This window comes from Acinetobacter sp. 1542444 (genome assembly GCF_000581835.1).
Classification (GTDB): Bacteria; Pseudomonadota; Gammaproteobacteria; order Pseudomonadales; family Moraxellaceae; genus Acinetobacter; species Acinetobacter pittii.
Genome location: NZ_JEYA01000003.1, coordinates 496,655 through 523,481 on the forward strand (window position 1 = coordinate 496,655; position 26,827 = coordinate 523,481).

The following is a 26,827-nucleotide window of genomic DNA, read 5'->3' on the forward strand; positions in this document are numbered from 1 at the left end:
TAAGAAAGCAATTTTATTCTAGCTGCACTTTACTCATAAGAGATATAGATAAGTTTTGCATAAATAGAAGGATTCAATAATGAAAACAATCGGCTTATTAGGCGGAATGAGTTGGGAATCTACAGCGCTTTATTATCAACAAATCAATAAAATGGTTCATCGTAAATTAGGAAAATTACACTCTGCTAAGGTCATTATTAATAGTGTTGATTTTGAAGAAATAGCAGCCTTGCAAGCGAAGGGTTTATGGCAAGAAGCTGGCGCATATTTAGCCGAGCAAGCACAAAATTTAGAAAAAGCTGGGGCAGATTGTATTTTAGTCTGTACTAACACCATGCATAAAGTTGCTGAACAGATTGAAGAGTCAATTACCATTCCTTTCTTACACATTGCTGATGCAACGGCAAAAGAAATTTTGAGTCAAAACATTGGTAAAGTTGCACTGTTGGGAACAGCTTTTACAATGGAGCAAGATTTTTATAAAGCTCGATTACAAGATCATGGAATTGATGTTGTTATTCCAAATGAAGAAGATAGAAAGACAGTCCATCGCATTATTTATGAAGAACTTTGTTTAGGTGTGATTAACCCCGATTCTCAGCAAAAGTATATTGCTATTGTAGAGAGGCTTATAGCTGAAGGTGCCCAAGGAGTTATTTGGGGTTGTACTGAAATTTGTATGTTAATTGGTGAGCTTAAATTTTCGGTTCCTTTATTTGATACGACCGCCATTCATGCAAAAGAAGCAGTGAGTTTTAGCTTGAATGAAAATAAAAATTCTTATAGCACCAATTTAAATATATCTGCTGCAATTGCTGGGAATACTGTTTAGCAATATTTGGAATATCCTTTGTCATTAAACGTTAAGCTTGTGTCGTCAAATGTAAAGTGGCCTATATCCTAACTGTTGTAATTTTGGTTATTGCTTTTATAGGCACTCAATAAAAAACCAAAATATGGAATAGGACATGACGTTGACGAAAGCTATACGTTTCTATGGAACAGGAACGCCAGAAGTATTGCGGTATGAAGATGTAGAAGTAGGAGATCCAAAAGCAGGGGAAGTACGCCTACGTCATGTGGCAGTCGGTTTAAATTATGCCGATACATATTTTCGTAATGGAACTTATCAAATTCCAATGCCTAATGGCATGGGCGTCGAAGCATCTGGTGTTATCGAAGCTTTAGGTGAAGGAGTAACACAGCTTAAAGTAGGTGATCGGGTCACCTATACGGGTTTTTTAAATACCTTAGGTGCATATAGCACTCACCGTTTAATTCCAGCCAATACTTTAATTAAATTACCCGAAGAAATTTCTTGTGAAACAGCGGCAGCCATGACTATGCGAGGGCTGACCGCTGCTTATCTGATGCGCCGTATTTATGACTTTAAAGCGGGCGATTCAATTTTATTACATGCAGCCGCAGGCGGTGTTGGGCTGATTGTTTCTCAATGGGCCAAATTACTTGGCTTGACTGTTATCGGGACCACATCTTCAGAAGAAAAAGCTGCCGTAGCACGAGCTCATGGTTGTGATCATGTCATTAACTACAGTCATGAAAATGTTGCTGAGCATGTACGTGAGTTAACAGGCGGCGTGGGTGTAAATGTCGTTTTCGATAGTGTTGGCCAAGCCACTTTTATGAGTTCATTAGACTCTCTCAAACGCCGTGGTTTGTTGGTTTGTGTAGGAACAGCGTCTGGTCCAATCCCTGCTTTTGATCCGGTATTACTCGCCGTGAAAGGATCATTGTTTGTCACACGTCCAGCTTTAGCAGATTACATTGCAGATCCTGCCGAGAAGAAAGAACTGGCAAATGAATTATTTGATCATGTTCGACATGGACGAATCAAAATTGAAATTAATCAGCGCTATGAGTTAAAGGATGCCGTACAAGCTCATCGTGATTTGGAAGCACGTAAAACAATAGGTTCATCAATCTTTGTAATTTGAAGGGATTTCTTATGCAAATTGAACAGTTAACTTGCAATATTGGTGCAGAGCTCAGTGGCGTCAAACTCGCTGATGCGATTTATGATGATGGATTATTTACTGAAATTCGCACACAACTACTTAAACACCGTGTGTTGTTCTTGCGAGATCAGCATTTAACCCGTCAGGATCATGTGGCATTTGCAGAAAAATTTGGACAGTTAGAAGATCATCCTGCGGTAGGCAGCCATCCTGATCATCCGGGTTTGGTGCAGATCTATAAACATCCTGAAAGTCCGGTCGATCGTTATGAAAATGCTTGGCACAGTGATGCAAGCTGGCGCAAGGTTCCACCGATGGGATGTGTGCTGCACTGTGTTGAATGCCCACCTGTAGGTGGTGACACTATGTGGACCAATATGGTCATGGCCTATGAATCGTTACCCAACGATATTAAGGATAAGATTGCTGACTTACGTGCCTACCACAGCATAGAAGCGAGTTTTGGTGCGGCTATGCCGCTTGAAAAACGCTTGGACTTAAAAGCAAAGTTTCCCGATGCTGAGCACCCAGTGGTACGTACTCATCCTGAAACTGGCGAGAAAATTTTATACGTCAACGCGTTCACAACCCACTTTAGTAACTATCACACCAAAGAGCGCGTCAGATTTGGACAAGATGCCAATCCAGGCGCAGCTGAACTACTGCGTTACTTAATTTCTCAAGCGTATATTCCTGAATTTCAAGTGCGTTGGCGCTGGAAGCCTAACAGCATTGCTATCTGGGATAACCGTAGCACACAACATTATGCAGTCATGGATTACCCTCCTTGCCACCGAAAAATGGAACGGGCCGGCATTATTGGTGACGCAACCTATTAAGTCTATAGGTTAATAATTTTATCTAATTGAAAATTCTAAAAAATATATGAGGAGATGCACATGCAATTCTTTGACGACTCATTGCACCCAGAAAATATGGAAAAAGTGGTGATCACGGTTGCGCCGTATGGACCCGAATGGATGCCAGAAGACTTTCCCGAAGATATTCCAGTGACCATGGATGAGCAAATACAAAAAGCGGTTGAGTGCTATGAAGCAGGCGCGACAGTGCTGCATTTACATGTCCGTGAGCTTGATGGCAAAGGCTCTAAACGCTTGTCAAAATTTAACGAACTTATTGCAGGGGTTCGTGAAGCTGTGCCTGACATGATTATTCAGGTGGGTGGTTCGATTTCATTTGCACCAGAGAGTGAAGGTGAGGCAGCTCTATGGTTAAGTGATGACACCCGACATATGTTGGCTGAACTTACACCAAAGCCCGATCAGGTTACGGTGGCAATTAACACCACACAAATGAATATTATGGAATTGCTCTATCCTGAATATTTAGAAGGAACATCATTGGCACATCCAGCGACTCAAGCAGCATATGCAGAGATGACTGTGCCTGCAGGGCCTGCATGGGTTACCGAACATATTAAGCGCTTATGTAAAAATAATATTCAACCGCACTTTCAGTTAACGGGTATGCATGGGCTTGAGACGCTAGAACGTATGGTGCGTAAAGGGTTGTACATGGGGCCGTTAAACTTAACTTGGATTGGAATCGGTGGCGGTTTTGATGGTCCAAATCCATTTAATTTCTTTAATTTTATTCATCGCGTACCTGATGGATGTACTTTGACATCAGAATCTTTGCTCAAAAATGTATTACCTTTTAATACGATGTCGATGGCAATGGGTTTACATGCCCGTGTGGGTAATGAAGACACGATCATTGATCATCAAGGACGCCGTTTTTCATCTGTAGAGCAAATTAAGCAAACCGTTCGGATTGCCCATGAATTAGGCCGTGAAATTGCCTCAGGAAAAGAAGCTCGTGAAATTTATCGTATTGGGGTGCAATACAACAGTATTGAAGAAACCCTAATCGCAAATGGTATGGCACCCAACCGTAAAGCAGGGCAAAAGGGCGTTCCGCAGCGTAACTAATGTGACAGGGTCTAACGGAATTTAGACCTCAATTGTAGTGCAGCTTATTCGCTTTGATTTTAAAAGTGCGTTGCTGCACTAGCTAAATAGAAATTATAAAAAATACAAGGAGGTCGTATGAATGCACATCAGTATTCAGATCAGATGAGCGATGTTGATACGTCAATCAGTATACCTCGCCGTTACGCATGGCTTGTTTTTGCTTTGACATTTGGTTTGCTCATTTCAGATTACATGTCACGACAAGTCTTAAACGCAGTCTTTCCTTTACTTAAAAATGAGTGGTTGCTCAGTGACAGTCAGTTAGGTTTGCTCAGTGGCATTGTCGCCTTAATGGTGGGTTTATTGACTCTGCCGTTATCATTAATGGCAGACCGTTTTGGGCGAGTGAAAAGCTTGGCTATTATGGCGACGTTATGGAGTTTGGCGACTTTAGGATGTGCACTGGCTGAAAATTATGAGCAAATGTTTATTGCTCGTTTTATGGTTGGTGTGGGTGAAGCTGCTTATGGCAGCGTTGGAATCGCGGTGGTTGTAGCTGTTTTTCCACGAGAAATGCGTGCAACACTCGCCAGTGCTTTTATGGCGGGTGGCGTATTTGGCTCGTTTTTGGGTGTGGCTTTAGGTGGTCTACTCGCACAGCATTTCGGTTGGCGTTGGGCTTTTGGAGGAATTGCTTTATTTGGTCTCATTTTGACCTTTCTATATCCAATTTTAGTGAAAGAAAACAGAATAAACGCAGCACCTCAAAATAAAATTCGTAGTAAAACCCAGCACATTAAAAGCCCTTTAAAAACTTTATATTCAAGTCGTTCAGTCATTGCCACTTACATTGGTAGTGGTCTGCAATTATTTGTTGGTGGCACAGTGATTGTCTGGATGCCGAGTTATCTCAATCGCTATTACGGCATGAGTACCGACAAGGCAGGCGTGATGGCAGCGGTCATTTTGCTATGTAGTGCAGTAGGCACAATTCTATGCGGCATGTTGTGTGATTATTTGGGCCGTAATTGTCCAGATCGTAAGGTCAGTTTAGCGATTACATACTGCTTGCTCGGTTGTGTTCTTTTATTCATTGCTTTTGCTATGCCTGTGGGACGTAACCAGTTACTTCTCATCTGCCTCGGAATGTTTATTGCCCTAGGAACCAATGGGCCATCTAGTGCCATGGTGGCCAATCTTACACATAACTCAGTTCATGGCTCTGCATTTGCAACACTCACCTTAGCTAACAATTTTCTTGGTTTAGCTCTTGGTCCTTTAGTGGTTGGCAAAGTATCTGATGTGATTGGTTTACATAGCGCATTTCAACTCATGCCGTTGGTCAGTATTGCAGCAGCAGCCGTATTTTTTTATGCCAAACGCCATTATCACAAAGATATCGCACGCTTTGAGCAGCAAGGAATGACTGAGCTTAAAAATCATTCAGGTAACCAAATACAAAAATGCGGGATGAATAACAAATGATGATTCGGCAATTACACATTGATGTATTTTTTGACTTTATTTGTCCTTGGTGTTTGATCGGAAAACGTCAATTACTGATCGCTATAAATAGATTTTATCAGCTTCACCCTAAAGTTAAAGTTATCGTGCACTGGCGAGGTGTTCAGCTCATACCTGATTTAGCTGTTGAAGGTGTACCGTTTCAAACGTTTTATTTGAAACGGTTAGGTAGCTTGACAGCAGTTCGTATGAGACAAGAACAGGTCAATAAAGCTGCAAATAAAGTTGGGCTCAAGATCGATTTTGAGCAAATTAAACGAATGCCAAATACGGCCAAAGCTCATCGCTTATTTGATAAAGCTTTAAAGATAGGAACTCCTGAGCAGTGCAATGCGTTGTTAGAACAACTCTTTGCTGCATATTTTTATGATGGGTTAGACATCGGAAATACCACCACTTTATACAAAATCGCCAAACGCTGTGGTTTCCCGCGTGAACTGATCAAAGATTTGCTTATTCAAGATCATCAAGATTTTATCTCTGCAAGTACAGGAGGTAATGGCGTGCCTTACTTTATTTTTAATCGTGCTTCTGCCTTGGTGGGCGCGCAATCAGCAGATGCACTTTATCAAGCGATGCAAGAGGCAATGCTGGCACAAGGAGAGTTGATATGACCAACCGATTTCAAGTGCCTTTTGAAAAAATTCCAAATTCAGGTGAGCGGGCTTTTTTTAAAATTGGAGATAAAACTCTCGCACTATTTAACGTTGCGGCTCAATTTTATGCAATCGATGACAGTTGCCCTCATCAGGGCGCATCGCTATTTAGCGGACGTCTAGAAGGACGAGTGATTCAGTGCTGTGCCCATGGTCTACGTTTTGATTTAACAAATGGCTGTTTAGTTAATTCTTCTTTGCTCAAAGTTGCAACCTATCCCGTAGAAGTGATCGAGGACAAGATATTTATTGTGATGGGCTGTGGGGAAAATCATGAGTAGTTTAGTTTTGAAAAATTTTTCCCAGCGTACAAGAGAATTAGCACCAGGCTTTGTGGTCAGTTCGGTCGTTGCTGCGGCTGCCTGTTTTTTATCAGAGCACTATGGCGCGCCAGTCATGTTATTTGCTCTGTTACTCGGCATGAGTGTAAATTTTTTAGCGGCTGAAAGTAAATGTAAGGTTGGCATCGAGTTTACCGCACGTAGTGTGCTGCGGATGGGCATCGCGTTACTCGGCATGCGTATAACTTTAGGACAAATTACCGCACTAGGTTGGCAACCAGTTGCGTTAGTTATCACTTTGGTTGTTGTCACCATTACAGTTTCTGTTATTGCCGCTAAAATTTTAGGCTTCCAAAAACTATTTGGCATGCTCACTGGTGGATCAACGGCAATCTGCGGTGCCTCAGCCGCACTGGCGCTATCCGCTGCTTTTCCAAATCATCCGCAAAAAGAAAAGGCGACTTTGTTTACCGTGATTGGCGTGTCGGCACTTTCAACCTTTGCAATGATTGTCTATCCGATGATTGCGAAGTGGCTAGAGTTATCGCCACAAGCGGCTGGTGTGTTTCTTGGTGCTACGATTCACGATGTGGCGCAAGTGGTCGGTGCTGGTTATAGCATGTCTACTCAAACAGGTGATACGGCGACTGTGATTAAGCTCATGCGTGTGGCGATGCTGCTTCCAGTAATCGTTTGTGCAGCCATGATTACCCGTATACAAGGTGCTGATTCAACTGGGGAGCGGCCACCATTACTGCCTTGGTTTGCTGTTGGCTTTCTACTACTCGCTTGTATTAACAGTACAGGATGGGTGCCTGCTATGGTTCAAAATGGAATCAATGATTTATCACGCTGGTTTTTAGTCATTGCAATTAGTGCTTTAGGAATGAAAACTCAGTTAAAAGAATTAGCATCGGTCGGCATTAAACCGATTCTTTTAATGATCGGCGAAAGCATCTTTTTAGTGGTATTGGTTCTTGGACTTATGCGCTTGTGGTTTTAATTTTACAAATTAAATTTTTAAGGAAGTTATGGAATAGTTCTCCAGCTTCCTTATGTTTTAAATGACTTTATTTGGCTTTAAATAAAGAGAAATTAATTGAGCAGGGCTTTATTGTGACTACGCCACATATTCGGTGACATACCAAATTGGCTAATGAACCAACGCGTAAAAGAACTCGGCATTGAGTAACCTAAAATATCAGACACTTGAGCAAGTGAATAATTTAGATTTTTTAAATAACGAAATACGAGATCTTTGCGTACTTCATTCATTAAATCACTAAAACTCGTCTGAGCTTCTTCTAATCGACGTTGTAAAGTCCGTACGTGAATACCATGTGTTTGAGCGACTTGATCAATCGTAGCGCGGCCCATTGGCAAAAGAAGATAAATACTTTTACGAATATCAAAAATCATGGTCGATTCATTATTATTCTGCAAAATATCTAAATAACGCTGTGCATGGTTAGCCATCGCCAGATTTGCTTGAGGGTTTGTTGTATCAAGTTCGGCCGCCGTACAAACAATACCATTAAAGTCACTACCGAACTCGAGCGCACAGCCAAAAATTCGCCGATGCAAAGTTAAATCACTGGGCGGGTTATGAGTGAAGTGTACACTTAACGGCCGCCATTTTTGCATCATGAGTGCTGCACAAAAACGATGGGTGATTCCTAAAGCAAGTTCCGTCGCTTGGCGGCTATACCCGCAAGTAGTTGTCACAACTTCCTCTCGAATAACTACTGTATCGTCAATTTCTTCTATATATATTTCAAGTGAGTTATTGAGTAAATTCCTATAACGAACAATCGTTTGTAGCGCTTCTCTCAAAGTATATTGGTAACTTAATAATAAGCTCAGTTCACCAAAATCCGCGATTTCGCGTTGCTCTGCCATATGTAAACCGAAAACATCGCAATTACTCATTTGGGCTGAGTCTTCAAGCAAGGTAATGGCTTTATCTACAGGAATACGTTGTTTAAGATCATTCAATTGAGTTTGGCTAAGCCCAACACGTGATAATAAATGGTAGGGATTTAGATCTAATTGCTGAGCAACTGCCAAATAATTTTTTAAAGAGGCGGTATGCGCAAGAGGCACCATTTTATTATCTCCTGTTCTTAATCAGCCATATTCCTTACAGCTCATATCTAGTTATAACTAAAATATCTACATTACAAAAGCTTTTATTTAAGCGCCTAATCTTAATGTCGAATCAATTTTAAACCTGTTCTTTTAATTCACTTGTAATTACAAATACTATTTTAATTAATTTAAGAAATTTTAAAAAGATGTGTCGTCAAATGAAAAGTCCGTGACGCCTTATGTACACCATTAACTGAAATGAGCCTTTATTGTGAATGGAGTTTTACAAAAATTCTTATGCATCCTAGATGGCAAAATTCACAGGCGTCGAAATGGAAAAAATACAAACTAAAGCAACAATTTTAATTATTCCGGGGTTACGCGATCATGTTCCCGAGCATTGGCAAACGATCTTAGAAACAAAGCTAGCAAAGGTTCGCTCTGTACCACCTGTGCAAACCAATAAACTCAACTGTGAAAATAGAGTTGCTGCTATTCAGGCACAACTTGAACAAATACAAGGCCCTGTCATTTTGGTCGCACACAGCGCTGGTGTGCTGATGACAATACACTGGGCTGCAAAATATCAACGACCAATTCAAGGAGCTCTACTTGTGGCTCCACCTGACTTAAACGAAAGCTGGCCAGAAAATTATCCAAGCCCAACTGTACTTTATCAAGAAGGATGGAGTCCTTTACCAGATCAAGAACTACCTTTCCCTAGCATTTTGGTTGCAAGCACCAATGACCATTTAGCTCGTTATGAAGCTGTAAGTGAAATGGCAGAAAAGTGGGGGAGTCAACTTGTAAATTTAGGTGAAGTGGGACATTTAAACCCTGCATCTGGCTTTGGCTATTGGCCTTTAGCTGAACAATTCATTCAACAGTTAGATCAGGTCGAACAACCAGCCTAGTGCAAAAAAATACCTGCTTATGTAAACCATTTAAAGCCAATGGATGGCTTTGAGTAACAAGCAATAAATAAAAAAATCATATTTATAAGGAGATAATATGATGGGTCAGTACTTCTATTTAAATCAAAGAAATAATCACGTTCTATATATTCAAAAAATAGGTGTTTCATTAAGCCTAATTTTATTTATGTCTAAAGTAACTGCAGCCAGTTTTGATATTGATAAAGACTGGAAGTTCGATACAAAAACGACATTAAGCTTAGGAGCCAGTTGGAGTACCCAAGATCCATCCGTTTCATTACTTTATCGGCCTGACGCAAACAAAATAGGCAAACAAGGTGCTAGCATTGATGTGAATGGTGATGATGGGCGTATGAATTTTAGTAAATATGATGCTATTTCACAGATTATCAGAGGTATAACTGAAGTTAAACTAAATGGAAAACAGCAGGGTGCGGTCATTAGCACTAAATACTGGTATGACCATGCCTATGAGACAGGGCACGGAGACTTTAAACCCTTTAATGATTCAGCGTGGCCAAGGCTCGCAAAGTTCAAAGGTATCGATTTATGGAATGCCTATATATGGAAAGATTTTGAATTAGACGATGGAAAAAGCATCAATTTAAAATTAGGCAAACAGACTTTAAATTGGGGGAAATCTCAGTTTTTTCAAAACGGTTTAAATTCGGTGAGTGCATTCGATTTTGCTGCAATCAACCGACCGGGTGGTGATGCAAAAGAAAGAATCATTCCAACCGAAATGTTTTCATTCGACACAAGCATTAATAAAAATTTGAAAATAGAAGGGTTCTATCAATTTAAATTTAGACCTTCAGTTGTTGATGGTAGCGGAACTTTCTTTGAGATTTCAGACTTTGTGCCTGAAAATGCAGGTCCAGTTCTGATTGCTGGAGGTGGAGATAAATTATCAGATACCGCAATTCGTTTACGTACCTATATTCCACGTGCAGAAAGTAGAAAAGCAAAGGATAACGGCCAATATGGTATTGCTTTAAAACAGACATTAGCCAGTTTAAATAATGCTGAGTTAGGTATTTACTATGCGAATTACCATAGCCGTAATGCAAACTTTGATGGAACGGCTGTAACAGCAGCAGGACCAGAACATTTTAATACCGCAAGTTATTTTTCTATCTATCCTGAAAATATCAAAATGTTTGGATTAAGTTTGACTGGGAAAGTCGGAAAAACAACCATTTTTAGTGAATTAACCCACAAACCTAATCAATCTTTGCAGCTAAACGGCACAGACATTGTCTATGCTCAAGTGCTATCAGAAGGAACACCATTTGCGCCGCCGGGAAAAACTGTTGAATTAGGTCAATATATTCAAGGATATGTACGCTTACCAGTAACACAATTTTCGGTTGGAGCAACTGACAGCATATTCAATATTTTGGGTGCAAATTCGCTGACATGGTCTACAGAGTTTGCCTTAAACCATATTGCAGATATTGGTAATCATCGGATTGGTCGGACTGGTGCATTTGGCCGTAGTGAGCTTTCAACAGGTGCTTATAATCCTGAAACAGGCGACTTTAAATGTACGCCGTATGGTACAGCTCATCTTACCAATGCAGAAATAGACAATTTAAATGAACGCTTTTGTAATAAAAACGGTTTTTTTAATGAATGGTCATTTGGTTACCGACTACGTGGCGCATTAAATTATCAAGATATTTTACCTTCTACAGTGATTACGCCAAGTCTTAGTTTTAGACATGATGTTTATGGATATAGCCAAAACTTTCAAGAAGGGCAAATGAGTGTAAGTGCGGCTTTATCTATGACTTATCAGCAAAAATATACAACAGAGATTGCCTATAATAACTTTTTTGGTTCTAATGAATTTAGCACCATAGATGATCGAGATTTTGTATCATTAACATTTAAAGCTAATTTTTAGTTCAATTATTTTATTAAAAAATATATAGAAAGACTCGTTATAAATGATATTTAGACGTGGAGGATAACTTTTGAAATTTAGATCAAAAATTGATTGGTGGCTTTTATTAATATTTGTTGTGATCACTGCCAATATCCTTATGAAAATTTATGAAGCAAATCATCATTATTCTTTAGCTTCAAATTTTCCATATCTCGTCATTTATAGTTTAATCATTTTTCTTATTTGGTTCCCCATCTTTAATACTTATTATGTGGTAGAAAACAACACTTTAATGATTAAGAGTTTGGTATTCCGATGGAAAATTCATATTGATGATATTACTCAAATTGAACCTACCCATAATCCACTTTCTTCTCCAGCATTATCGCTAGATCGACTTAAAATTTATTATATGAAAGATGGCAGAGTGGCTACAGTAATGATCTCGCCAAAAGATAAAGAGGGTTTCTTAAATATTTTACGCAATAATCCTAACGCCAAGTATTAATGTGTAGTTGATAAATAGAGTCTTTTAAATATCTAGAAAACACTAGTTATGTATTAAAATTTTGAAAATATAGACGGTAATCCTTAGTTTGGTTAAATAAATAAACTATAAGTCTCTCTTCTAAAGCATTAATCTGTGCTTATTGCGAAAAAATAAGAAATGGAGATAAAAGATGCTTACACGTTTTTTAATGCCAATTTTAGGCACTACAGTTGTAGTTCTTGTTGCAGGATGTGCTTCATCCTCTCAATATCCAATTACTGATAGTTATGGGCCAGACCCAAAACTTCCCGAACCTAAATCAAGCCTATTACCAACTGTTAATATAGCTCCAGCAGAAGGCTGGCCGAGTGGGGTAATGCCAAAACCAGCAGAAGGTTTAAAGGTCAAAGCATTTGCCAAAGAACTTGAACACCCACGTTGGCTTTATGTATTACCAAATGGTGATGTATTGGTTGCTGAAACAGATGCTCCGCCTAAACCAGAAGACAGCAAAGGGATTAAAGGTAAAATTATGTCTTTTGTGATGAGACGTGCAGGATCATCTCATCCAAGTGCAAACCGTATTAGTTTACTTCGTGACACTAATGGAGACGGAGTTGCCGATCAGAAAACAGTATTTCTTCAAAACTTAAATTCTCCATTTGGTATGGCATTGGTCGGTAATAACTTATATATCGCCAATACAGATGCACTGTTGCATTTTCCTTATCAAGAAGGTGAAACTCAAATTACGGCCAGTGGAACCAAAGTGTTGGACTTACCCGGTGGCCCTTTAAATCACCATTGGACCAAAAATGTGATTGCTAACCCAGCTGGTACCAAGTTGTACATTACCGTTGGTTCTAACAGTAACGTTGCTGAAAATGGTTTAGATCAAGAAAAAGGCCGAGCACAAATTACGGAGTTTGACATCGCAAGTGGTCAGTCACGCCCATTTGCAACCGGCCTGCGTAATCCAAATGGTATGGCTTGGCAACCTCAAAGTGGAAAACTCTGGACGGGGGTTAATGAGCGCGATGAAATTGGGAGTGACCTAGTACCCGACTATATGACGTCAGTTCAAGATGGAGCTTTTTATGGCTGGCCTTACAGCTACTATGGTCAACATGTTGATGTACGAGTTAAACCACAAAATCCAGCAATGGTTGCCCGTGCAATTAAACCAGACTATGCGCTAGGCAACCATACGGCTTCTTTAGGCCTTACATTTTATGCAGCCGAACTTATGCCGCAATTTAGAGGCGGTGCATTGATCGGTCAGCATGGTTCTTGGAACCGTAAACCTCACAGTGGTTATAAAGTCATTTTTGTACCATTTAGAAGTGGTCAACCTTCTGGTCCACCGCAAGATATTTTGACTGGATTCCTCAGCGATAAAGGCAAAGCGTATGGTCGCCCTGTGGGTGTAGCAATTGATTTCTCAGGTGCTGTGTTAGTTGCAGATGATGTGGGCAATACGATTTGGCGCGTTTCGCCAGTTGCAGAGACGACTTATGAGACTCCATATAAAAAATAAATGGTCTAAATCTCATTTCATGACTTCATTATTTTTATCTTATTTCAACAGTATGAGATAAATAACTATTTTAAAATAACTGACTAATTTGCCGGAGATTTGGTGAATTAGTTAGTTTTCTTTATCTATTTATTTTTAGTCTGAGTTAAATCTGGTTCTTTTTACAATTTATTATTAAATTTTGATAGCATTCGCGTTATACACAATAAGAACTGTATATGAATTATGACTGATCAATTAAGAGCAAAATTTGAGAATTTAGAACTTAACGCAGGTTTAGGGAAAATTAGCGCCTTTATTTCCATGTCACTCAGCTTACTTTGCTTATTTGGTGCATTATGTTTTTTATTTCCCAGTGTATTAACCACCCCAGAACTCCGTCCTATTTACGCAAAACACTATCATCTTTTTTATTATGGCCTGATCACAGGCATTATTGTTAGTGCAGGTTTTGGAGCGTTTAGTGCCATTATCCGTCAAAACCGATATGGATTTTACGGGCTGTGTTTTTCACTTGTAGCAGCAGTTTTGGGCTGTGGTGTAATTGAAGCACCCGTTTTGCCAAGTGTACCGTTTTATGCTGGTATCGATTATTTTGTACTAACTTTATTTATTTTAGCGTTCATTTTTATCCCCCTTGAAGGTTTTTTTGCTAAAAATCCTGAACAAAAAATATTAAGAGTAGGATGGGTGACCGATATGAAATATTTCATGGTCAGCCATGTTGGCATTCAATTATTTAGCTTTTTAACCGTTATGCCGATTCAATATTGGATTACGCATCTACCTGATAATCCAATTGTGCCTTATGTACAAGCTCAACCGATTTGGCTGCAATTTATTGAACTATTAATTGTGGTCGACTTTACGGTGTATTGGTTGCACCGCGCTATGCATGAAGTTAATTTCTTATGGCGCTTTCACGCAATTCATCATTCAACTGAATATATGGATTGGTTAGCATCCTCTCGTTTGCATGTCATTGAAGTGCTAATGACTCGCTTTATTGCGACATTACCTATTTTCCTATTGGGTTTTCATACTTCAGCTGTTTTTGCTTATTTAGTTTTTATTTCGTTTCACGCTATTTTCATTCATTCCAATGTACGTTTTCGTTTTCCTTATTTGCGCTGGATTATCGCTACGCCAGAATTCCACCATTGGCATCACTCTTCAGAAAAACCTGCGATTGATAAAAATTACGCTGCTTTTATTCCTCTATATGATGTCATCTTCAAAAGTGTATATATGCCAAATCATCTGGCAAGCGTGTATGGCACGGTAGGTTATAAAATTCCAAATAGTTTTATAAAACAATTTACATGGCCATTTAAAAAGTATGTAAAGCGGTTTTTAAAACCTTGGCGTGACCAATGAAATAAAAAATAGCCTCTATTGAGGCTATTTTTTATAGGCTTATTTACTTTTAAAGTTTTTAAAAATCAGAAGAAGCGCGACAAACGATAGTAGAATAATAAAACAAATATAACTATTTGCTGTACTCATCAGCCCAATTTTCCCAACAAAATAACCAGCTAAAATTGCAGGAATACTAAATGCCAAGTAACTTTCAACAAAAAATGCAGCCATAAGACCTGCACGTTCTTCTGGTAAAGCTAGAGGCATTACTGTGCGTATTGCGCCCATAAAAGCTGTACCAAAACCCACTCCGGTAATAATAGAACCGAGAAATAAAACTACTGCACTTGTAAGATTAATTGCTAAAAATAAAACAGTTGAACCAATAGCAATTGAAAGAGTACCTGTTAATAAAATACGGTAATTTGTCGACTTCCTAAGCGTTAATATACCGGCTGCACCTGAGAGTGCTAGCGCCATAAACATAATACCGTTTAGCCATGCCGATGAAGTATGGAAAATTTTTGCCAGTAAAGAAGGCATAAGTGATAGGAAGAAACCACTGACCATCCAAAGAGCAATATTAATAGGGCTAATACTTAATAAAGCACTTTTTGTTTGTGGAGGAATAGCCATATTCGGTTTTAAAGAGGCAAGAGCACCCGATCTTTTTTGTGCTGTTTCAGGAGTAAAAAAACTTAAAATGAGTTCACAAATAAGAAGAAGACATAAAAATTCAAAAACAAGCTGTAACGGTTGGGCAGAGAATTGCAAAATAGAACAAGTTAGAAATATACCAACAGCCATACCGACCATTGGTGCGATACTATTAATAAGCGAACCTTGAAGCTTACTAAAATCTAAAATTGCTGCGCCTATAGCCGAGACAGCAAGCCCTGTTGCGATTCCTTGTAAGCCCCGTGCAATAAATAACATCGAAACATCTGAAGCAAATAAGAAAAAGCTCATCGAAATAATTTGCAGAAAAATGGCTGCAATAATGACAGGACGGCGTCCAATATAGTCAGACAAAGAACCAATAATCAGTAATGAACCCAGCAGAGTAAAAGCATAAGTTGCAAAAATTAAAGTCAAAGTGACAGGTGAAAATTGCCAAAGCTGTTGGTATAGACGATAAAGTGGAGTCGGTGCACTAGACGCCGCCATAAAAGTCATGAGCGTGATTGTATTGAGTGTTAATGCACTTGCACTATCTAAGTGAAAAACCGATCCAGACCGTTTTGAACTTGAATTGTTCATATAAGATGAATAACATAAAAGCGAATATTTAGCTTTTATACATTATTTTCACACTAAAGCAAATCCTTAGCTTTAGTGTATTTTGTATATAGATATAAATATTTATAAATTTTTTGATCCCTTTACAGAGTTTATAAATGGCAAAAGTTGTTACTGGCTTACGTCCTGGCGGTCGTAGTGAAAGAATTCAAACTGCGGTGCACCAAGCGGTAAAAGAGCTTCAAAAAACCTTAGAGCAAAGCCAGATTACCATACCTATGATCGCTCATGAGGCAGGAGTAACACCTTCGACAATTTACCGCCGTTGGGGCGATATTAATCAGCTATTTTCAGATGTAGCCCTAAATGAACTTAAACCTGATATGGAACCAAAAGATTTAGGTTCATTTCAGCTGGATATCACTGCATGGATTGAACAATATTTTGAGGAGTATTCTTCTGAAGTTGGTCAAACATTATTACGTGATGTGCTATATACAGCTGACGCTTCAAATGCGAGAAAATGTGAAGCCTTAATTATTCAACAACTTGATATTATTCAAGCCAGAGCTAAATCGCGTAATGAACCCACTATAAATAATGAAGAAATTATCGAAGCTGTTATTGCCCCTATGCTATTTCGCATCTTATTCACTGAACGTACCTTAAGCTTAGATTATGTCCATATTTTATTGGAACGGTTATTTAACACCCCCTAATTTGAATTAATTATCAAAGCCTATTAGTGTAATTTTTTAACAAGAACGAGACACTTTATCTTGTTAAAAAATTATATATCAATTTTTCTTATTATTTTTAAACTAAATTTTCATAATTTATAATTTACATGTTTTTTATAAAATCATTTATTTAATAAATGTTGTGCCTGTATTAGACAATTAAACTTCTACAGCCATTTTTATGCATGTTTTTATTTAAAATATTAAGATTAAATAATGCTTTATAGTGAATTTTGGTTATTTTTTTATTTTTTTAAACTAGAAAATTAAAATGATTTTATATAATTTACTGCATGATTATTGAATTTGACATTTTTTAAATTTATAACACAGGCCGTTTTTTATTCTTTACAATGGCTTTTCCTTGATAAAGCAGCTTGTGGTGCACGCTTTATATTTTATTTTTTTATCCCCATCGAAAAGGTATTTAGATAATGGATTTCAATACCCTTGACCAAGAAACGGTACAGAAAAAACAGAAGTTTCACCAAATTTTGTATGTACAGGTCATCTTTGCAATTATTTTGGGCATTTTAATTGGTCATTTTTACCCAGAACTTGGCGAAAGTTTAAAACCGCTTGGTGATGCATTCATCAAGATCGTTAAAATGATTATTGCTCCCGTCATCTTTTTAACAGTTGTTACAGGCATTGCCAGTATGACAAACATGAGCCGAGTCGGCCGTGTAACTGGTAAAGCGATGCTTTATTTCCTTACCTTCTCAAGCTTGGCGCTTGTGGTTGGTATGATTGTGGCAAATATTATCCAACCAGGTAAAGGTCTTAATATTGACCCCGCTACCTTAGTCAACGATAAAGTAAATACTTACGTTGAAAAGGCGCATGCAACAAATATTACTGACTTCTTCATGAATATTATCCCGCAAACTCTAGTTAGCCCTCTGGCAGGTGGCGAGATTTTGCAGGTTCTGTTTGTGGCGGTGTTATTTGGTATTTCTTTGGCTGCATTGGGTGACCGTGCACGTCCAATTACCGACTTCTTAAATAACTTAACAGCTCCAGTTTTCTACCTAGTTGGTATGTTAATGAAGCTAGCTCCAATCGGTGCTTTTGGTGCAATGGCTTTTACCATCGGAGCGTATGGAATCGAATCAATTGGTAATTTATTATTATTAATTATGACGTTCTATATTACAGCGGTATTGTTTGTCATAGTGATCCTAGGAGCAGTAGCCCGTTACAATGGTTTCTCAATTATTCATTTAATCCGTTATATCAAAGATGAACTTTGGTTAGTTTTAGGAACAAGTTCTTCTGAAGCAGCTTTACCATCTTTAATGGATAAAATGCAAAAAGCAGGTTGTGAAAAATCGGTAGTCGGTTTGGTGATTCCAACAGGTTACTCATTTAACCTTGATGGTACAAATATCTACATGACTATGGCTGCTCTGTTTATTGCCCAAGCGTGTAACGTAGACTTATCCATTAGTGAACAAATTGCCTTACTTCTTGTGGCAATGGTAAGTTCTAAAGGTGCAGCAGGGGTGACTGGTGCAGGCTTTATTACTCTGGCTGCCACTCTATCTGTTGTACCAGCTGTTCCTGTTGCAGGTATGGCGTTAATTCTTGGTATTGACCGTTTTATGTCTGAGTGCCGTGCATTAACAAATTTAGTTGGTAATGCTTGCGCAACAATTGTTGTAGCACGTTGGGATAAAGCTTTAGATAAAGATCTTTTAGATAAAGCCTTAAAGAACCCTAAAGCAGAATAACCTTATAAAAAAATCTGTAGCTAAGGGCAATTTGGGAGAGTAGCCCGGCTACAGATTTTTTTTAACATCTAAAAATATATTTTAATTAAATCATTCTAAAGTTCTGCTATTACTTATCTTTCAAAAAGACAATACTGTAAATCGAGTCGTAAAAAATTATGCTTTTAAGTGATCCTCAAACTCTTCACCTAATTGCATCGCTAATGAATTACCTGCTAAATCACAGGTCACTAAACCATATTCTTTTTTAAAACTAAAAGTAAAACCTTTTCCATCAGCAAGATTTTTAACTGAATACCCTAACTTTTCTAACCAAATACGAAACGCAATCAAATTTTTAGCTTTAACAACCTTTTTCACGTGAGAACTCCTTCTATCCGTGGCATTACATCTTATTTATTAATAGGGTTTTAATTAGATTTTTTAAAGGGGGAAAACTTTGTTTTATTTTGCAACTTGTAAAAAAAGTAAGATAGAGAAAGAACAGTTTTTATTTTTATAAAAATATGGTGATGTTATGTAACTAAAAAATAAAAACTTTTTATTTAATGGGTTATTTATTGGCGTGTTTTTAAGAAAATATAAATTTGAGGGAATTTTTAAAAAGATGAATAAATATAAAAAAAGTAAATGTAAAAAATAATTACGATCAACCTGCGCTATGCAAAAAGATACAGTTATTAAAATGAAACTGTATCTCTTAAAAGGAGAAGCTTTAGCTTTAAAAATTATCTTTAAGTGCACGTAAATGAGCAAAGTCTTCAGCACTTTCTGCACGAAGAAAAGGATTGGTTGCTAATTCGAGTTCAATCGTACTCGGAAGTGTGATTGATCCTTTCTTACGTAGCTCACGGACTTCTTCGGCTCGTTCAGATAAGGCGTGGTTATGCGGCTCTACTGTTAAAGCAAATTCGGCATTTGAAAGCGTGTATTCATGCGTACAATAAACTTTAGTTTGTGTTGGTAGCGCTGCTAAACGACTAAGTGAGTGATACATTTGTTCAGCCGTACCTTCAAATAATCGACCACATCCCATTGCGAACAAAGTGTCGCCGCAGAATACAGCTTCTAATTCCTCAATGAAATACACAATGTGCCCTAAGGTGTGACCTGGGGTCGCGATAATCTCTACTTTTAAATCATTAAATTTTAGATGGTCGTCATGTTGTAAGGGATGAGTAATTCCCGGAATCTTTGTGAGCTCATCACGTGGACCATAGACAGTAATATTCTGAGCTGTTGTCAGATCTGCTACACCACCGATATGATCTTTATGCCAATGAGTGAGCCAGATTTGTTTTAAAGTGAGTTGATGATTTTGACAAAATTGAGTCACAAGATCAGCTTCTGTTGGATCAACTGCAACAGCCTCTTGGGTTTCAGTATCTTCTAAAATCCAGATATAGTTTTGGAGGGCATTCTGTACATCAATAAAATGAATTCTATAACGCATTGTTTTATCCTAAAACCAAATCCAAAGAGTAAGTAATCGCTGTTTTTGATAATAACAGAAAATGGTATTAAGCCACTCACTCAACCTTTTATGAAAATGATGTATATAAAACAAAAAAGCCCCCATTTAGGGAGCTTTTTATATGAGTAATTTAACGGATCTTAGAGAGCCAGTTACCTAGCGTCTGTACAATCTGTACTAAGAGCAATAGAACAATTACTGTTAAAATTACAACGCTTGTATCAAAACGTTGGTAACCATAAGAGATTGCTAAGTCACCAATACCACCTGCGCCCACTGCACCAGCCATTGCTGTTGCACCAATCAAACTGATTGTCGCTGTTGTGAGGTTTAAAATGAGTGAACTGCGTGCTTCTGGCAAAATAAAGCGGTAAATAATTTGCCAAGGTGTAGCACCCATCGCCTGAGCAGATTCAATAATTCCTTCATTTACCTCGAGTAGGGAAGTTTCAATCAAACGTCCCATATATGGACCAACGTAAATTGTTAAAGGAACAATCGCAGCCCATGTACCAATTGAAGTGCCTACCAATAACTTGGTAAGAGGAATTACTGCAATAAGTAAAATAATAAATGGGAGAGAGCGTAACGCATTTACAATTGGGTTGAGTAAATGATAGACGAATCTATTTGGCAAAATACCTTCTGGTCGAGTTACAAGCAGGATAACCCCTTGAATGAAACCCCAAATACCACCAAATAACAGCGCAAAAAACACCATGTGAAATGTTTCTTGTAGAGCTGTTACAAACTGGTCAATTGAAAGAGAACTGTGCCAGAAAGGTTGAGTAAGTTCAGTTAACCACTGTACGATTAAATCTCTCATACTTGATCTCCTGATTGAACTACACTCACTTCATTTTTCTCTAAAAACTCGATAGCCTGTTTAATCAACTGAGGCTCACCTAGAAGCTGTACAAACATTTGACCAATGACAGTACCGTTAATTTCAGTCATGTTAGCGAATAAGATATTTAAACTAATATCAAATTGTTTAATCAGTGACTGAATTACAGGTTCTTGAGCAGAACGGCCCAAAAACTGTAAACAGTAGATGCTATGGTGATGCTGATTCTCGAGTTGATTTAAAATATTTACAGGCAACTGTTGATGTAACACAGTTTGAATAAAGTTTTTAGTCGTCGGATGTTGAGGATTACTAAAGATATCAATCGTTGAACCTTGTTCAATGACTTTACCAGCTTCCATCACAGCTACATGATCACAAACAGTTTCAATAACATCCATTTCATGGGTCACCATAACGATTGTGATTTTTTGCTCTTGATTGATTTTCTTGAGTAACTCTAAAACAGACTTGGTTGTTTGCGGGTCTAGGGCAGAGGTTGCTTCATCACACAAAAGAATTTTTGGATGATTTGCCAAAGCACGAGCAATACCGACACGTTGCTTTTGGCCGCCAGAAAGTTCATCAGGATAAGCATCTTTTTTATGCTTAAGATCAATGAACTCCAATAACTCATTTAAGCGCTTTTCACGTTCTGCTTTATTGTAATTCAGCAGACGCATTGGCATTTCGATATTTTCAGCAACCGTTTTGGTTTGTAGCAAATTGAAGTGCTGAAAAATCATACCAATATTTGCACGTTCCTGACGTAATGAACGCGCATCCAAAGCAGTGAAGTCCTTTTGATTAATGATAACCTGACCTTCATTTGGTCGTTCAAGTAAGTTAATCAGGCGGATTAAAGTACTTTTACCTGCACCACTATAGCCAATAATACCAAAAATACTCCCTTCAGGAATTTCCAAATTAATTTGGTCCAGAGCTCGTATGGTTTGGCCTTTAAGCTGATAGTGCTTTGAAATGTTTTTAAATTGAATCATGTCGTCAAAAACTATGCTAAAAAGAAAAAACAGGCAAAGAGTCTTTGCCTGTTTCGCGTTGCAGCTATTATATTACTATTTAGCTTCCGTGAGATAGCTGATTGGCTGATTCACGTCAACTTTTGTACCACCAAAGTGTTGTTCAACGTATTTTTTAACAGCTTCAGTGTGGTATAGCTGACCAACTTTCTGAAGAATTGGGTCATCTTTGCGAGATTCAGCTGTTGCAAGGATGTTTACATTCAGTTTAGTGCTTTGGTCAACAGGTTCATAGTAGATAGAATCTTTAAGTACGTTTAAACCACCTTCTAAAGCTAATGTATTACCTAAAACAATTGCATCAACTTCATCTTTTACGCGTACAGCTGTCGCCATTTGGATTGGTTTGATATCAATTTTTTTACTGTTATCGATAATATCGCTTGGTGTGCCTTTAGCAGGGTCGAAGTCAGCTTTAAGTTTAATTAAGCCAGCACTTTGTAATAACAATAATGCACGAGCTTCATTCGCTGCATCATTAGGAATTGCAATGCTTGCACCTTGTTGGAATTCTTCTACTTTTTTATGTTTACTTGAGTAGATCCCCATTGGCTCAAGATAAGTTGTAGCAACTGGAGCAATTTTATCTTTATTTGATGCATTGAAAGCCACCAAATATGCATAAGATTGGAATGCATTTAAGTCAACTTCTTTATTTGCTACAGCTGTATTCATTGCAACATAATCAGTGAAATTTTTCACCTCAAGCTTAACACCAGCAGCTTTAGTTTCTGGTAAAGTCGAAATATAACGCCAGATATCAGCGTCAGAACCAGTTGAGGCAATAACCACAGTTTGAGGTTGTGATGAATCACCACTCTTTCCAGCTTGTGGTTCACTTTGTTGTTTACCGCAAGCTGCAAGTAATAGCACAGACACGCTTAAAAAAAGACTGATCAGCTTTTTCATGTAAAAAAAGTCCTGATTAAGAGAGATATCAACTATTTAGTTGGCTCTCTAGAAAAGAGAATGAGTTTTGTTGTCACGTCACAAAGTTTTGAATGCTAAAAGTTATAACTTTTAGCTCTTTTCTAATTCCTCAGATACTTGTTTTACCGTTTTTGATCTGTACTAAATAAAACTATTTTCACAACAGTTCTATCATGAGTTGACAGTCTTTAAGCGATTTCTAAAAGTATTCAATGTTAAAAATAACTATTATCCCTAACAGAATTAGATGATGAGCCTCAATATTTAAAGGCACAATAACTTTGTGGAAAGTTCCAACGCTTTATCTAATCATATCAATAAAAACATATTCAATATAGTGGACATGTTTCGATCTTATTGATTGGAAGTGAATAAAAACTGGGATTCATATAAAATTTTCTGATAAATAAGAATGAAATATAAAAAGCCCTCTTTAATAGAGGGCTTTTTATCAGTTGAGAGTTTTTTACTCAGCTTTTTCTCGTGCAATTGCGCGATAGCCAATGTCACTACGATATTGCATACCAGTAAAGGTCACTTGTCCGCATACTTCAAGTGCATTAATTTGTGCTTCAAGTACGCTGTCGCCTAGCGCAGTTACACAAAGAACTCGACCACCAGAAGTCACGATGTGACCATCTTCACGAGTTGCAGTGCCTGCGTGGAAAATTTTAGTATCTTCAGGTGATTGTCCAATACCTGAAATTACATCACCTTTGCGTACGCTATCAGGATAGCCTTCGGCTGCAAGTACGATACCGATTGACTTACGCTCATCCCATTCAGCTTCTTTTGGTAAATTGCCAGCAATACCAGCTTCTACCAATTCAACAAGAGATGACTTTAAGCGCATCATGATTGGCTGAGTTTCAGGATCACCGAAACGACAGTTGAACTCGATCACACGCGGTTGACCTTGTTCATCAATCATTAAGCCAGCATATAAGAAACCAGTGTAGACATGTCCGTCAGCAGCCATACCTTCAACAGTCGGACGCATGATTTCGGTCATAACACGTTCGAAAATGTCAGAAGTTACCACCGGAGCAGGAGAGTAAGCACCCATACCGCCAGTATTAGGACCTTGGTCACCTTCAAAAATACGCTTGTGATCTTGTGAAGTTGCCATTGGTAAAATGTTTTTACCATCAATCATACAAATGAAAGAAGCTTCTTCACCCGCTAGGAACTGTTCAATTACAACACGTGAACCAGCATCACCGAATTTGTTGCCTGCAAGCATGTCATCAATTGCTGCAAAAGCTTCTTCGTTGGTCATTGCAACGATTACACCTTTACCAGCAGCAAGACCGTCTGCCTTAATTACAATTGGTGCACCATTTTTTTCAACATAAGCTTTAGCTGCATTAACTTCCGTAAATACTTCATAAAAAGCAGTTGGAATGTTATGACGCTTTAAAAAATGTTTAGCAAATGCCTTTGAGCCTTCAAGCTGCGCAGCATATTGAGTTGGTCCCCAAATTTTTAGACCTGCTTCGCGAGCAGCATCTACCACACCATTCACTAAAGGTGCTTCTGGACCAACAATAATAAGTTCAACATTATTTTCTTTAGCAAAAGCGATAATTGCAGGATTGTCTAAAATATCAAGCTGAACATTAACGCATTTGTCTTCAGTTGCAGTTCCCGCATTTCCCGGTGCAACGAAAACTTGAGTAACCTTGGTATCTTGCGCGATTTTCCATGCCAAAGCATGTTCACGACCACCACTACCTAAAACTAAAATATTCATTTTTAATTTGTTCCTTAACTTTAATCCTTTTCATCCCCCTCTATTCCTCAAGGTGGAGTTTAGCTCCATTATTGTGGAAAACCCTCCTGAATGAAAGGAGGGTTAGGGAGGACTAAATTTAAATTAGTGGCGGAAATGGCGCATACCAGTGAACACCATTGCAATACCAGCTTCGTCTGCTGCAGCGATTACTTCTTCATCACGCATAGAACCACCTGGTTGAATGATGCATTTAATGCCAGCTTTAGCAGCATTATCAATACCGTCACGGAACGGGAAGAATGCATCAGAAGCCATTACAGCACCTTCAACAACCAAACCAGCATGTTCAGCTTTAATGGCAGCAATACGCGCTGAGTTAACGCGACTCATTTGACCTGCACCTACACCAATAGTTTGGCGGTTTTTAGCATAAACAATTGCGTTTGATTTTACATATTTTGCAACTTTCCAAGCAAAGATGAGGTCGTCAATTTCTTGTTCAGTTGGCGCACGCTTAGTAACTACTTTAAGATCATCTTTAGTGATCATGCCCAAGTCTTGATCTTGAACAAGTAAGCCACCATTTACGCGTTTATAGTCAAGTTGCGGTGCACGTGCATCAATTGCAGGTAACTCGCCACATACTAAAACACGTACATTTTTCTTAGCGCCAGTTACTTCAAGTACGCCATCAGCAATACTTGGAGCAATAATCACTTCAACGAATTGACGTTCTACAATTGCTTGAGCAGTTGCAACATCTAATTCACGGTTGAATGCAATAATACCGCCAAAAGCAGATTCTGGATCAGTTGCATAAGCTAAATCATAAGCAGCTTTAATGCCGTCTAAAGAAACCGCAACACCACAAGGGTTAGCATGTTTCACGATGACACAAGCAGGTTTTGCGAATGATTTAACACATTCAAGTGCAGCATCTGTATCTGCAATGTTGTTATAAGACAATTCTTTGCCTTGTAACTGTTTTGCAGTAGAAACTGATGCTTCTTTTGCATTAGCTTCGACATAGAAAGCAGCCGATTGATGCGGGTTTTCACCGTAACGTAAATCTTGTGCTTTGTTCAATTGAGTATTGAATGTACGAGGGAATAAGTCAGCTTCACCTTCGGTCTTACCAACGCGAGCGCCTAAGTAAGAAGCGATCATGCCGTCGTATTGAGCTGTATGTTCAAATGCTTTAACTGCTAAATCAAAACGTGTTTCATAAGAAAGTGAACCAGCAGTTTTTAATTCATTAATTACAGTGTCGTAATCAGAAGCATTAACTACAATACCTACTGAAGCATGGTTTTTAGCAGCTGCACGAACCATTGTAGGACCACCGATGTCGATATTTTCGATTGCATCAGGAAGAGTACAGTCAGGTTTTGCAACGGTTGCAGCAAATGGATAAAGGTTTACAACAACAAGATCAATCGGATCGATGTTGTGTTCTTCCATAACTGCTTCATCTAAACCGCGACGAGCAAGAATACCGCCATGAATTTTTGGATGTAATGTCTTAACACGACCATCCATCATTTCAGGGAAGCCAGTATGTTCAGATACTTCTACAACCGCGATATTATTATCTTTAAGCAACTTATATGTGCCGCCTGTAGATAATAGTTCTACCCCTAGAGCTGCAAGGTTTTGAGCAAATTCGACAATTCCTGTCTTATCAGATACAGAAATCAAAGCACGTTTAATAGTCATGATGTTTAATTCAACAATTTCAAGTCTACGGATTAAAACCAATAAGCATAAAAAAATGCCCACGACGTCGTGAGCATTTTATCATTTATTCACTCATTAAACCGTGAGCTTTTAACTTTTTACGTAAAGTGCCACGGTTGAGTCCAAGAATTTCTGCAGCACGCGTTTGATTACCACGTGTATATTCAAGAACTACAGATAAAAGAGGTTTCTCCATTTCTGCTAGCACCATGTCATATACCTGAGATGGTTGCTCACCTTGCAATTGTGCAAAATAATGGCGAACTGCGCGATCCACGTGGATGCGAAGAGCAACATCAGATTGTGCAGTAAAAATAGGAGATTTGCTATTCATGCGAGTTAATCCGAAAATCAAATACTAGCTTGGGTAAAGTAGTATATAAATGTGGTCTAAAAATACGGAGTCCTGTTTTAGATCCTAAAACAGTGACTCTAAAACATAAGAACAATTAGCTTGCCATATTTCTTCGTATTGAATAAAAAATAAGCGTAACAATAATTAAATATTTGTTACAGCCCCCTCAAAAACAAAAAAAGTTAGGCTATGCGCTTAAAGTAGAAAAGCACACATGCTTAACAGTATTTTTTTTGGATTGAGAGCGAGGAGTATATGAGTCAAAGCTTTCGTGGCGCGTATCATACCATTGTCTAGGAAAAAGTGAGCAAATTAACTGCATTTTT

At 38.3% G+C, this 26,827-nt stretch carries 25 protein-coding genes; 15 read left to right on the top strand and 10 right to left on the bottom strand.

The window, feature by feature from the left end:
• Positions 1–79: 79 nt before the first annotated feature.
• From J580_RS14450 to J580_RS14485, 8 genes are all read left to right on the top strand, one after another.
• A complete protein-coding gene (locus J580_RS14450; RefSeq protein ID WP_032004677.1) occupies positions 80–832 on the top strand; it encodes an aspartate/glutamate racemase family protein in 753 nt (250 codons plus the stop codon).
• 136 nt (positions 833–968) lie between these two features.
• Positions 969–1,955: a quinone oxidoreductase family protein gene (locus J580_RS14455; RefSeq protein ID WP_032004678.1), complete on the top strand. Its 987-nt coding sequence runs from the start codon at positions 969–971 to the stop codon at positions 1,953–1,955.
• An 11-nt stretch (positions 1,956–1,966) separates the two neighbouring features.
• Positions 1,967–2,815 carry a TauD/TfdA dioxygenase family protein gene (locus J580_RS14460; RefSeq protein WP_014207165.1) on the top strand — a complete coding sequence of 283 codons (849 nt, stop codon included), beginning with the start codon at positions 1,967–1,969 and terminating at the stop codon, positions 2,813–2,815.
• A 60-nt stretch (positions 2,816–2,875) separates the two neighbouring features.
• Complete coding sequence (locus J580_RS14465) at positions 2,876–3,928, top strand: 3-keto-5-aminohexanoate cleavage protein (RefSeq protein WP_032004679.1); 1,053 nt, start codon at positions 2,876–2,878, stop codon at positions 3,926–3,928.
• A 117-nt stretch (positions 3,929–4,045) separates the two neighbouring features.
• Entirely contained in the window at positions 4,046–5,395 is a 1,350-nt protein-coding gene (locus J580_RS14470) for an MFS transporter (protein ID WP_032004680.1), read from the top strand.
• Positions 5,392–6,048 carry a DsbA family oxidoreductase gene (locus J580_RS14475; RefSeq protein ID WP_032004681.1) on the top strand — a complete coding sequence of 219 codons (657 nt, stop codon included), beginning with the start codon at positions 5,392–5,394 and terminating at the stop codon, positions 6,046–6,048. The genes J580_RS14470 and J580_RS14475 overlap by 4 nt, the downstream gene beginning before the upstream one ends.
• Before the next feature lie 14 nt (positions 6,049–6,062).
• Positions 6,063–6,371: a Rieske (2Fe-2S) protein gene (locus J580_RS14480; RefSeq protein ID WP_075383678.1), complete on the top strand. Its 309-nt coding sequence runs from the start codon at positions 6,063–6,065 to the stop codon at positions 6,369–6,371.
• Positions 6,364–7,374, top strand: a complete 1,011-nt coding sequence (locus tag J580_RS14485) for a YeiH family protein (RefSeq protein WP_032004682.1) — start codon at positions 6,364–6,366, stop codon at positions 7,372–7,374. The genes J580_RS14480 and J580_RS14485 overlap by 8 nt, the downstream gene beginning before the upstream one ends.
• 92 nt (positions 7,375–7,466) lie before the next feature.
• On the opposite strand, the gene J580_RS14490 is transcribed toward J580_RS14485, so the two are convergent.
• Positions 7,467–8,477: an AraC family transcriptional regulator gene (locus J580_RS14490; protein ID WP_017385470.1), complete on the bottom strand. Its 1,011-nt coding sequence runs from the start codon at positions 8,475–8,477 to the stop codon at positions 7,467–7,469.
• A 290-nt stretch (positions 8,478–8,767) separates the two neighbouring features.
• On the opposite strand from J580_RS14490, the gene J580_RS14495 reads away from it, so the two are divergent.
• The 5 genes from J580_RS14495 (at position 8,768) to J580_RS14515 (ending at position 14,689) form a co-directional block, all read left to right on the top strand.
• Positions 8,768–9,373 (top strand): RBBP9/YdeN family alpha/beta hydrolase, encoded by a 606-nt coding sequence (locus J580_RS14495; protein WP_081403655.1) that lies wholly within the window; start codon positions 8,768–8,770, stop codon positions 9,371–9,373.
• A 100-nt stretch (positions 9,374–9,473) separates the two neighbouring features.
• Positions 9,474–11,303 (top strand): DUF1302 domain-containing protein, encoded by a 1,830-nt coding sequence (locus tag J580_RS14500; protein ID WP_081403677.1) that lies wholly within the window; start codon positions 9,474–9,476, stop codon positions 11,301–11,303.
• A 70-nt stretch (positions 11,304–11,373) separates the two neighbouring features.
• A complete protein-coding gene (locus J580_RS14505; protein ID WP_032004687.1) occupies positions 11,374–11,793 on the top strand; it encodes a PH domain-containing protein in 420 nt (139 codons plus the stop codon).
• 172 nt (positions 11,794–11,965) lie between these two features.
• Positions 11,966–13,312 (top strand): PQQ-dependent sugar dehydrogenase, encoded by a 1,347-nt coding sequence (locus J580_RS14510; RefSeq protein WP_032004689.1) that lies wholly within the window; start codon positions 11,966–11,968, stop codon positions 13,310–13,312.
• Between the two features lie 225 nt (positions 13,313–13,537).
• Positions 13,538–14,689: a sterol desaturase family protein gene (locus J580_RS14515; protein ID WP_032004690.1), complete on the top strand. Its 1,152-nt coding sequence runs from the start codon at positions 13,538–13,540 to the stop codon at positions 14,687–14,689.
• A 39-nt stretch (positions 14,690–14,728) separates the two neighbouring features.
• Here J580_RS14515 and J580_RS14520 read toward each other — a convergent pair whose 3' ends face one another.
• Complete coding sequence (locus J580_RS14520; protein ID WP_032004691.1) at positions 14,729–15,931, bottom strand: MFS transporter; 1,203 nt, start codon at positions 15,929–15,931, stop codon at positions 14,729–14,731.
• Between the two features lie 137 nt (positions 15,932–16,068).
• Here J580_RS14520 and J580_RS14525 point away from each other — a divergent pair, with 137 nt between their 5' ends.
• The gene (locus J580_RS14525) at positions 16,069–16,629 is read left to right on the top strand and encodes a TetR/AcrR family transcriptional regulator (RefSeq protein ID WP_032004692.1); all 561 of its coding nucleotides are present in this window, start codon (positions 16,069–16,071) and stop codon (positions 16,627–16,629) included.
• 455 nt (positions 16,630–17,084) lie between these two features.
• Positions 17,085–18,383 carry a dicarboxylate/amino acid:cation symporter gene (locus J580_RS14530; protein ID WP_002119617.1) on the top strand — a complete coding sequence of 433 codons (1,299 nt, stop codon included), beginning with the start codon at positions 17,085–17,087 and terminating at the stop codon, positions 18,381–18,383.
• Positions 18,384–18,539: 156 nt separating this feature from the next.
• Here the strand turns inward: J580_RS14530 and J580_RS14535 are convergent, their stop codons facing one another.
• The 8 genes from J580_RS14535 to fis all read right to left on the bottom strand — a co-directional run bounded on the left by J580_RS14535 (position 18,540) and on the right by fis (position 26,480).
• Positions 18,540–18,743: a hypothetical protein gene (locus tag J580_RS14535; protein ID WP_002119766.1), complete on the bottom strand. Its 204-nt coding sequence runs from the start codon at positions 18,741–18,743 to the stop codon at positions 18,540–18,542.
• Between the two features lie 361 nt (positions 18,744–19,104).
• On the bottom strand, positions 19,105–19,836 hold the full coding sequence (gene gloB / locus J580_RS14540; protein WP_032004693.1) for a hydroxyacylglutathione hydrolase: 732 nt from the start codon (positions 19,834–19,836) through the stop codon (positions 19,105–19,107).
• A 151-nt stretch (positions 19,837–19,987) separates the two neighbouring features.
• Positions 19,988–20,683 (bottom strand): methionine ABC transporter permease, encoded by a 696-nt coding sequence (locus J580_RS14545; protein ID WP_002119707.1) that lies wholly within the window; start codon positions 20,681–20,683, stop codon positions 19,988–19,990.
• Entirely contained in the window at positions 20,680–21,705 is a 1,026-nt protein-coding gene (locus J580_RS14550) for a methionine ABC transporter ATP-binding protein (protein WP_002119636.1), read from the bottom strand. The genes J580_RS14545 and J580_RS14550 overlap by 4 nt, the downstream gene beginning before the upstream one ends.
• 75 nt (positions 21,706–21,780) lie before the next feature.
• On the bottom strand, positions 21,781–22,653 hold the full coding sequence (locus J580_RS14555; protein ID WP_017480821.1) for a MetQ/NlpA family ABC transporter substrate-binding protein: 873 nt from the start codon (positions 22,651–22,653) through the stop codon (positions 21,781–21,783).
• A 487-nt stretch (positions 22,654–23,140) separates the two neighbouring features.
• Complete coding sequence (gene purD, locus J580_RS14560; RefSeq protein WP_032004694.1) at positions 23,141–24,427, bottom strand: phosphoribosylamine--glycine ligase; 1,287 nt, start codon at positions 24,425–24,427, stop codon at positions 23,141–23,143.
• A gap of 123 nt (positions 24,428–24,550) precedes the next feature.
• A complete protein-coding gene (purH, locus tag J580_RS14565) occupies positions 24,551–26,125 on the bottom strand; it encodes a bifunctional phosphoribosylaminoimidazolecarboxamide formyltransferase/IMP cyclohydrolase (RefSeq protein ID WP_025465553.1) in 1,575 nt (524 codons plus the stop codon).
• Between the two features lie 85 nt (positions 26,126–26,210).
• Positions 26,211–26,480: a DNA-binding transcriptional regulator Fis gene (fis, locus tag J580_RS14570; RefSeq protein WP_001086304.1), complete on the bottom strand. Its 270-nt coding sequence runs from the start codon at positions 26,478–26,480 to the stop codon at positions 26,211–26,213.
• Between the last annotated feature and the right edge of the window lie 347 nt (positions 26,481–26,827).

Bases quoted from the DNA above. Each gene is read 5' to 3' on its own strand.
- J580_RS14450 (WP_032004677.1), top strand. From the start codon at position 80: ATGAAAACAATCGGCTTATTAGGCGGAATGAGTTGGGAATCTACAGCG.
- J580_RS14455 (WP_032004678.1), top strand. From the start codon at position 969: ATGACGTTGACGAAAGCTATACGTTTCTATGGAACAGGAACGCCAGAA.
- J580_RS14460 (WP_014207165.1), top strand. From the start codon at position 1,967: ATGCAAATTGAACAGTTAACTTGCAATATTGGTGCAGAGCTCAGTGGC.
- J580_RS14465 (WP_032004679.1), top strand. From the start codon at position 2,876: ATGCAATTCTTTGACGACTCATTGCACCCAGAAAATATGGAAAAAGTG.
- J580_RS14470 (WP_032004680.1), top strand. From the start codon at position 4,046: ATGAATGCACATCAGTATTCAGATCAGATGAGCGATGTTGATACGTCA.
- J580_RS14475 (WP_032004681.1), top strand. From the start codon at position 5,392: ATGATGATTCGGCAATTACACATTGATGTATTTTTTGACTTTATTTGT.
- J580_RS14485 (WP_032004682.1), top strand. From the start codon at position 6,364: ATGAGTAGTTTAGTTTTGAAAAATTTTTCCCAGCGTACAAGAGAATTA.
- J580_RS14490 (WP_017385470.1), bottom strand. From the start codon at position 8,477: ATGGTGCCTCTTGCGCATACCGCCTCTTTAAAAAATTATTTGGCAGTT.
- J580_RS14495 (WP_081403655.1), top strand. From the start codon at position 8,768: ATGGCAAAATTCACAGGCGTCGAAATGGAAAAAATACAAACTAAAGCA.
- J580_RS14500 (WP_081403677.1), top strand. From the start codon at position 9,474: ATGGGTCAGTACTTCTATTTAAATCAAAGAAATAATCACGTTCTATAT.
- J580_RS14510 (WP_032004689.1), top strand. From the start codon at position 11,966: ATGCTTACACGTTTTTTAATGCCAATTTTAGGCACTACAGTTGTAGTT.
- J580_RS14515 (WP_032004690.1), top strand. From the start codon at position 13,538: ATGACTGATCAATTAAGAGCAAAATTTGAGAATTTAGAACTTAACGCA.
- J580_RS14520 (WP_032004691.1), bottom strand. From the start codon at position 15,931: ATGAACAATTCAAGTTCAAAACGGTCTGGATCGGTTTTTCACTTAGAT.
- J580_RS14525 (WP_032004692.1), top strand. From the start codon at position 16,069: ATGGCAAAAGTTGTTACTGGCTTACGTCCTGGCGGTCGTAGTGAAAGA.
- J580_RS14530 (WP_002119617.1), top strand. From the start codon at position 17,085: ATGGATTTCAATACCCTTGACCAAGAAACGGTACAGAAAAAACAGAAG.
- gloB (WP_032004693.1), bottom strand. From the start codon at position 19,836: ATGCGTTATAGAATTCATTTTATTGATGTACAGAATGCCCTCCAAAAC.
- J580_RS14545 (WP_002119707.1), bottom strand. From the start codon at position 20,683: ATGAGAGATTTAATCGTACAGTGGTTAACTGAACTTACTCAACCTTTC.
- J580_RS14550 (WP_002119636.1), bottom strand. From the start codon at position 21,705: ATGATTCAATTTAAAAACATTTCAAAGCACTATCAGCTTAAAGGCCAA.
- J580_RS14555 (WP_017480821.1), bottom strand. From the start codon at position 22,653: ATGAAAAAGCTGATCAGTCTTTTTTTAAGCGTGTCTGTGCTATTACTT.
- purD (WP_032004694.1), bottom strand. From the start codon at position 24,427: ATGAATATTTTAGTTTTAGGTAGTGGTGGTCGTGAACATGCTTTGGCA.
- purH (WP_025465553.1), bottom strand. From the start codon at position 26,125: ATGACTATTAAACGTGCTTTGATTTCTGTATCTGATAAGACAGGAATT.
- fis (WP_001086304.1), bottom strand. From the start codon at position 26,480: ATGAATAGCAAATCTCCTATTTTTACTGCACAATCTGATGTTGCTCTT.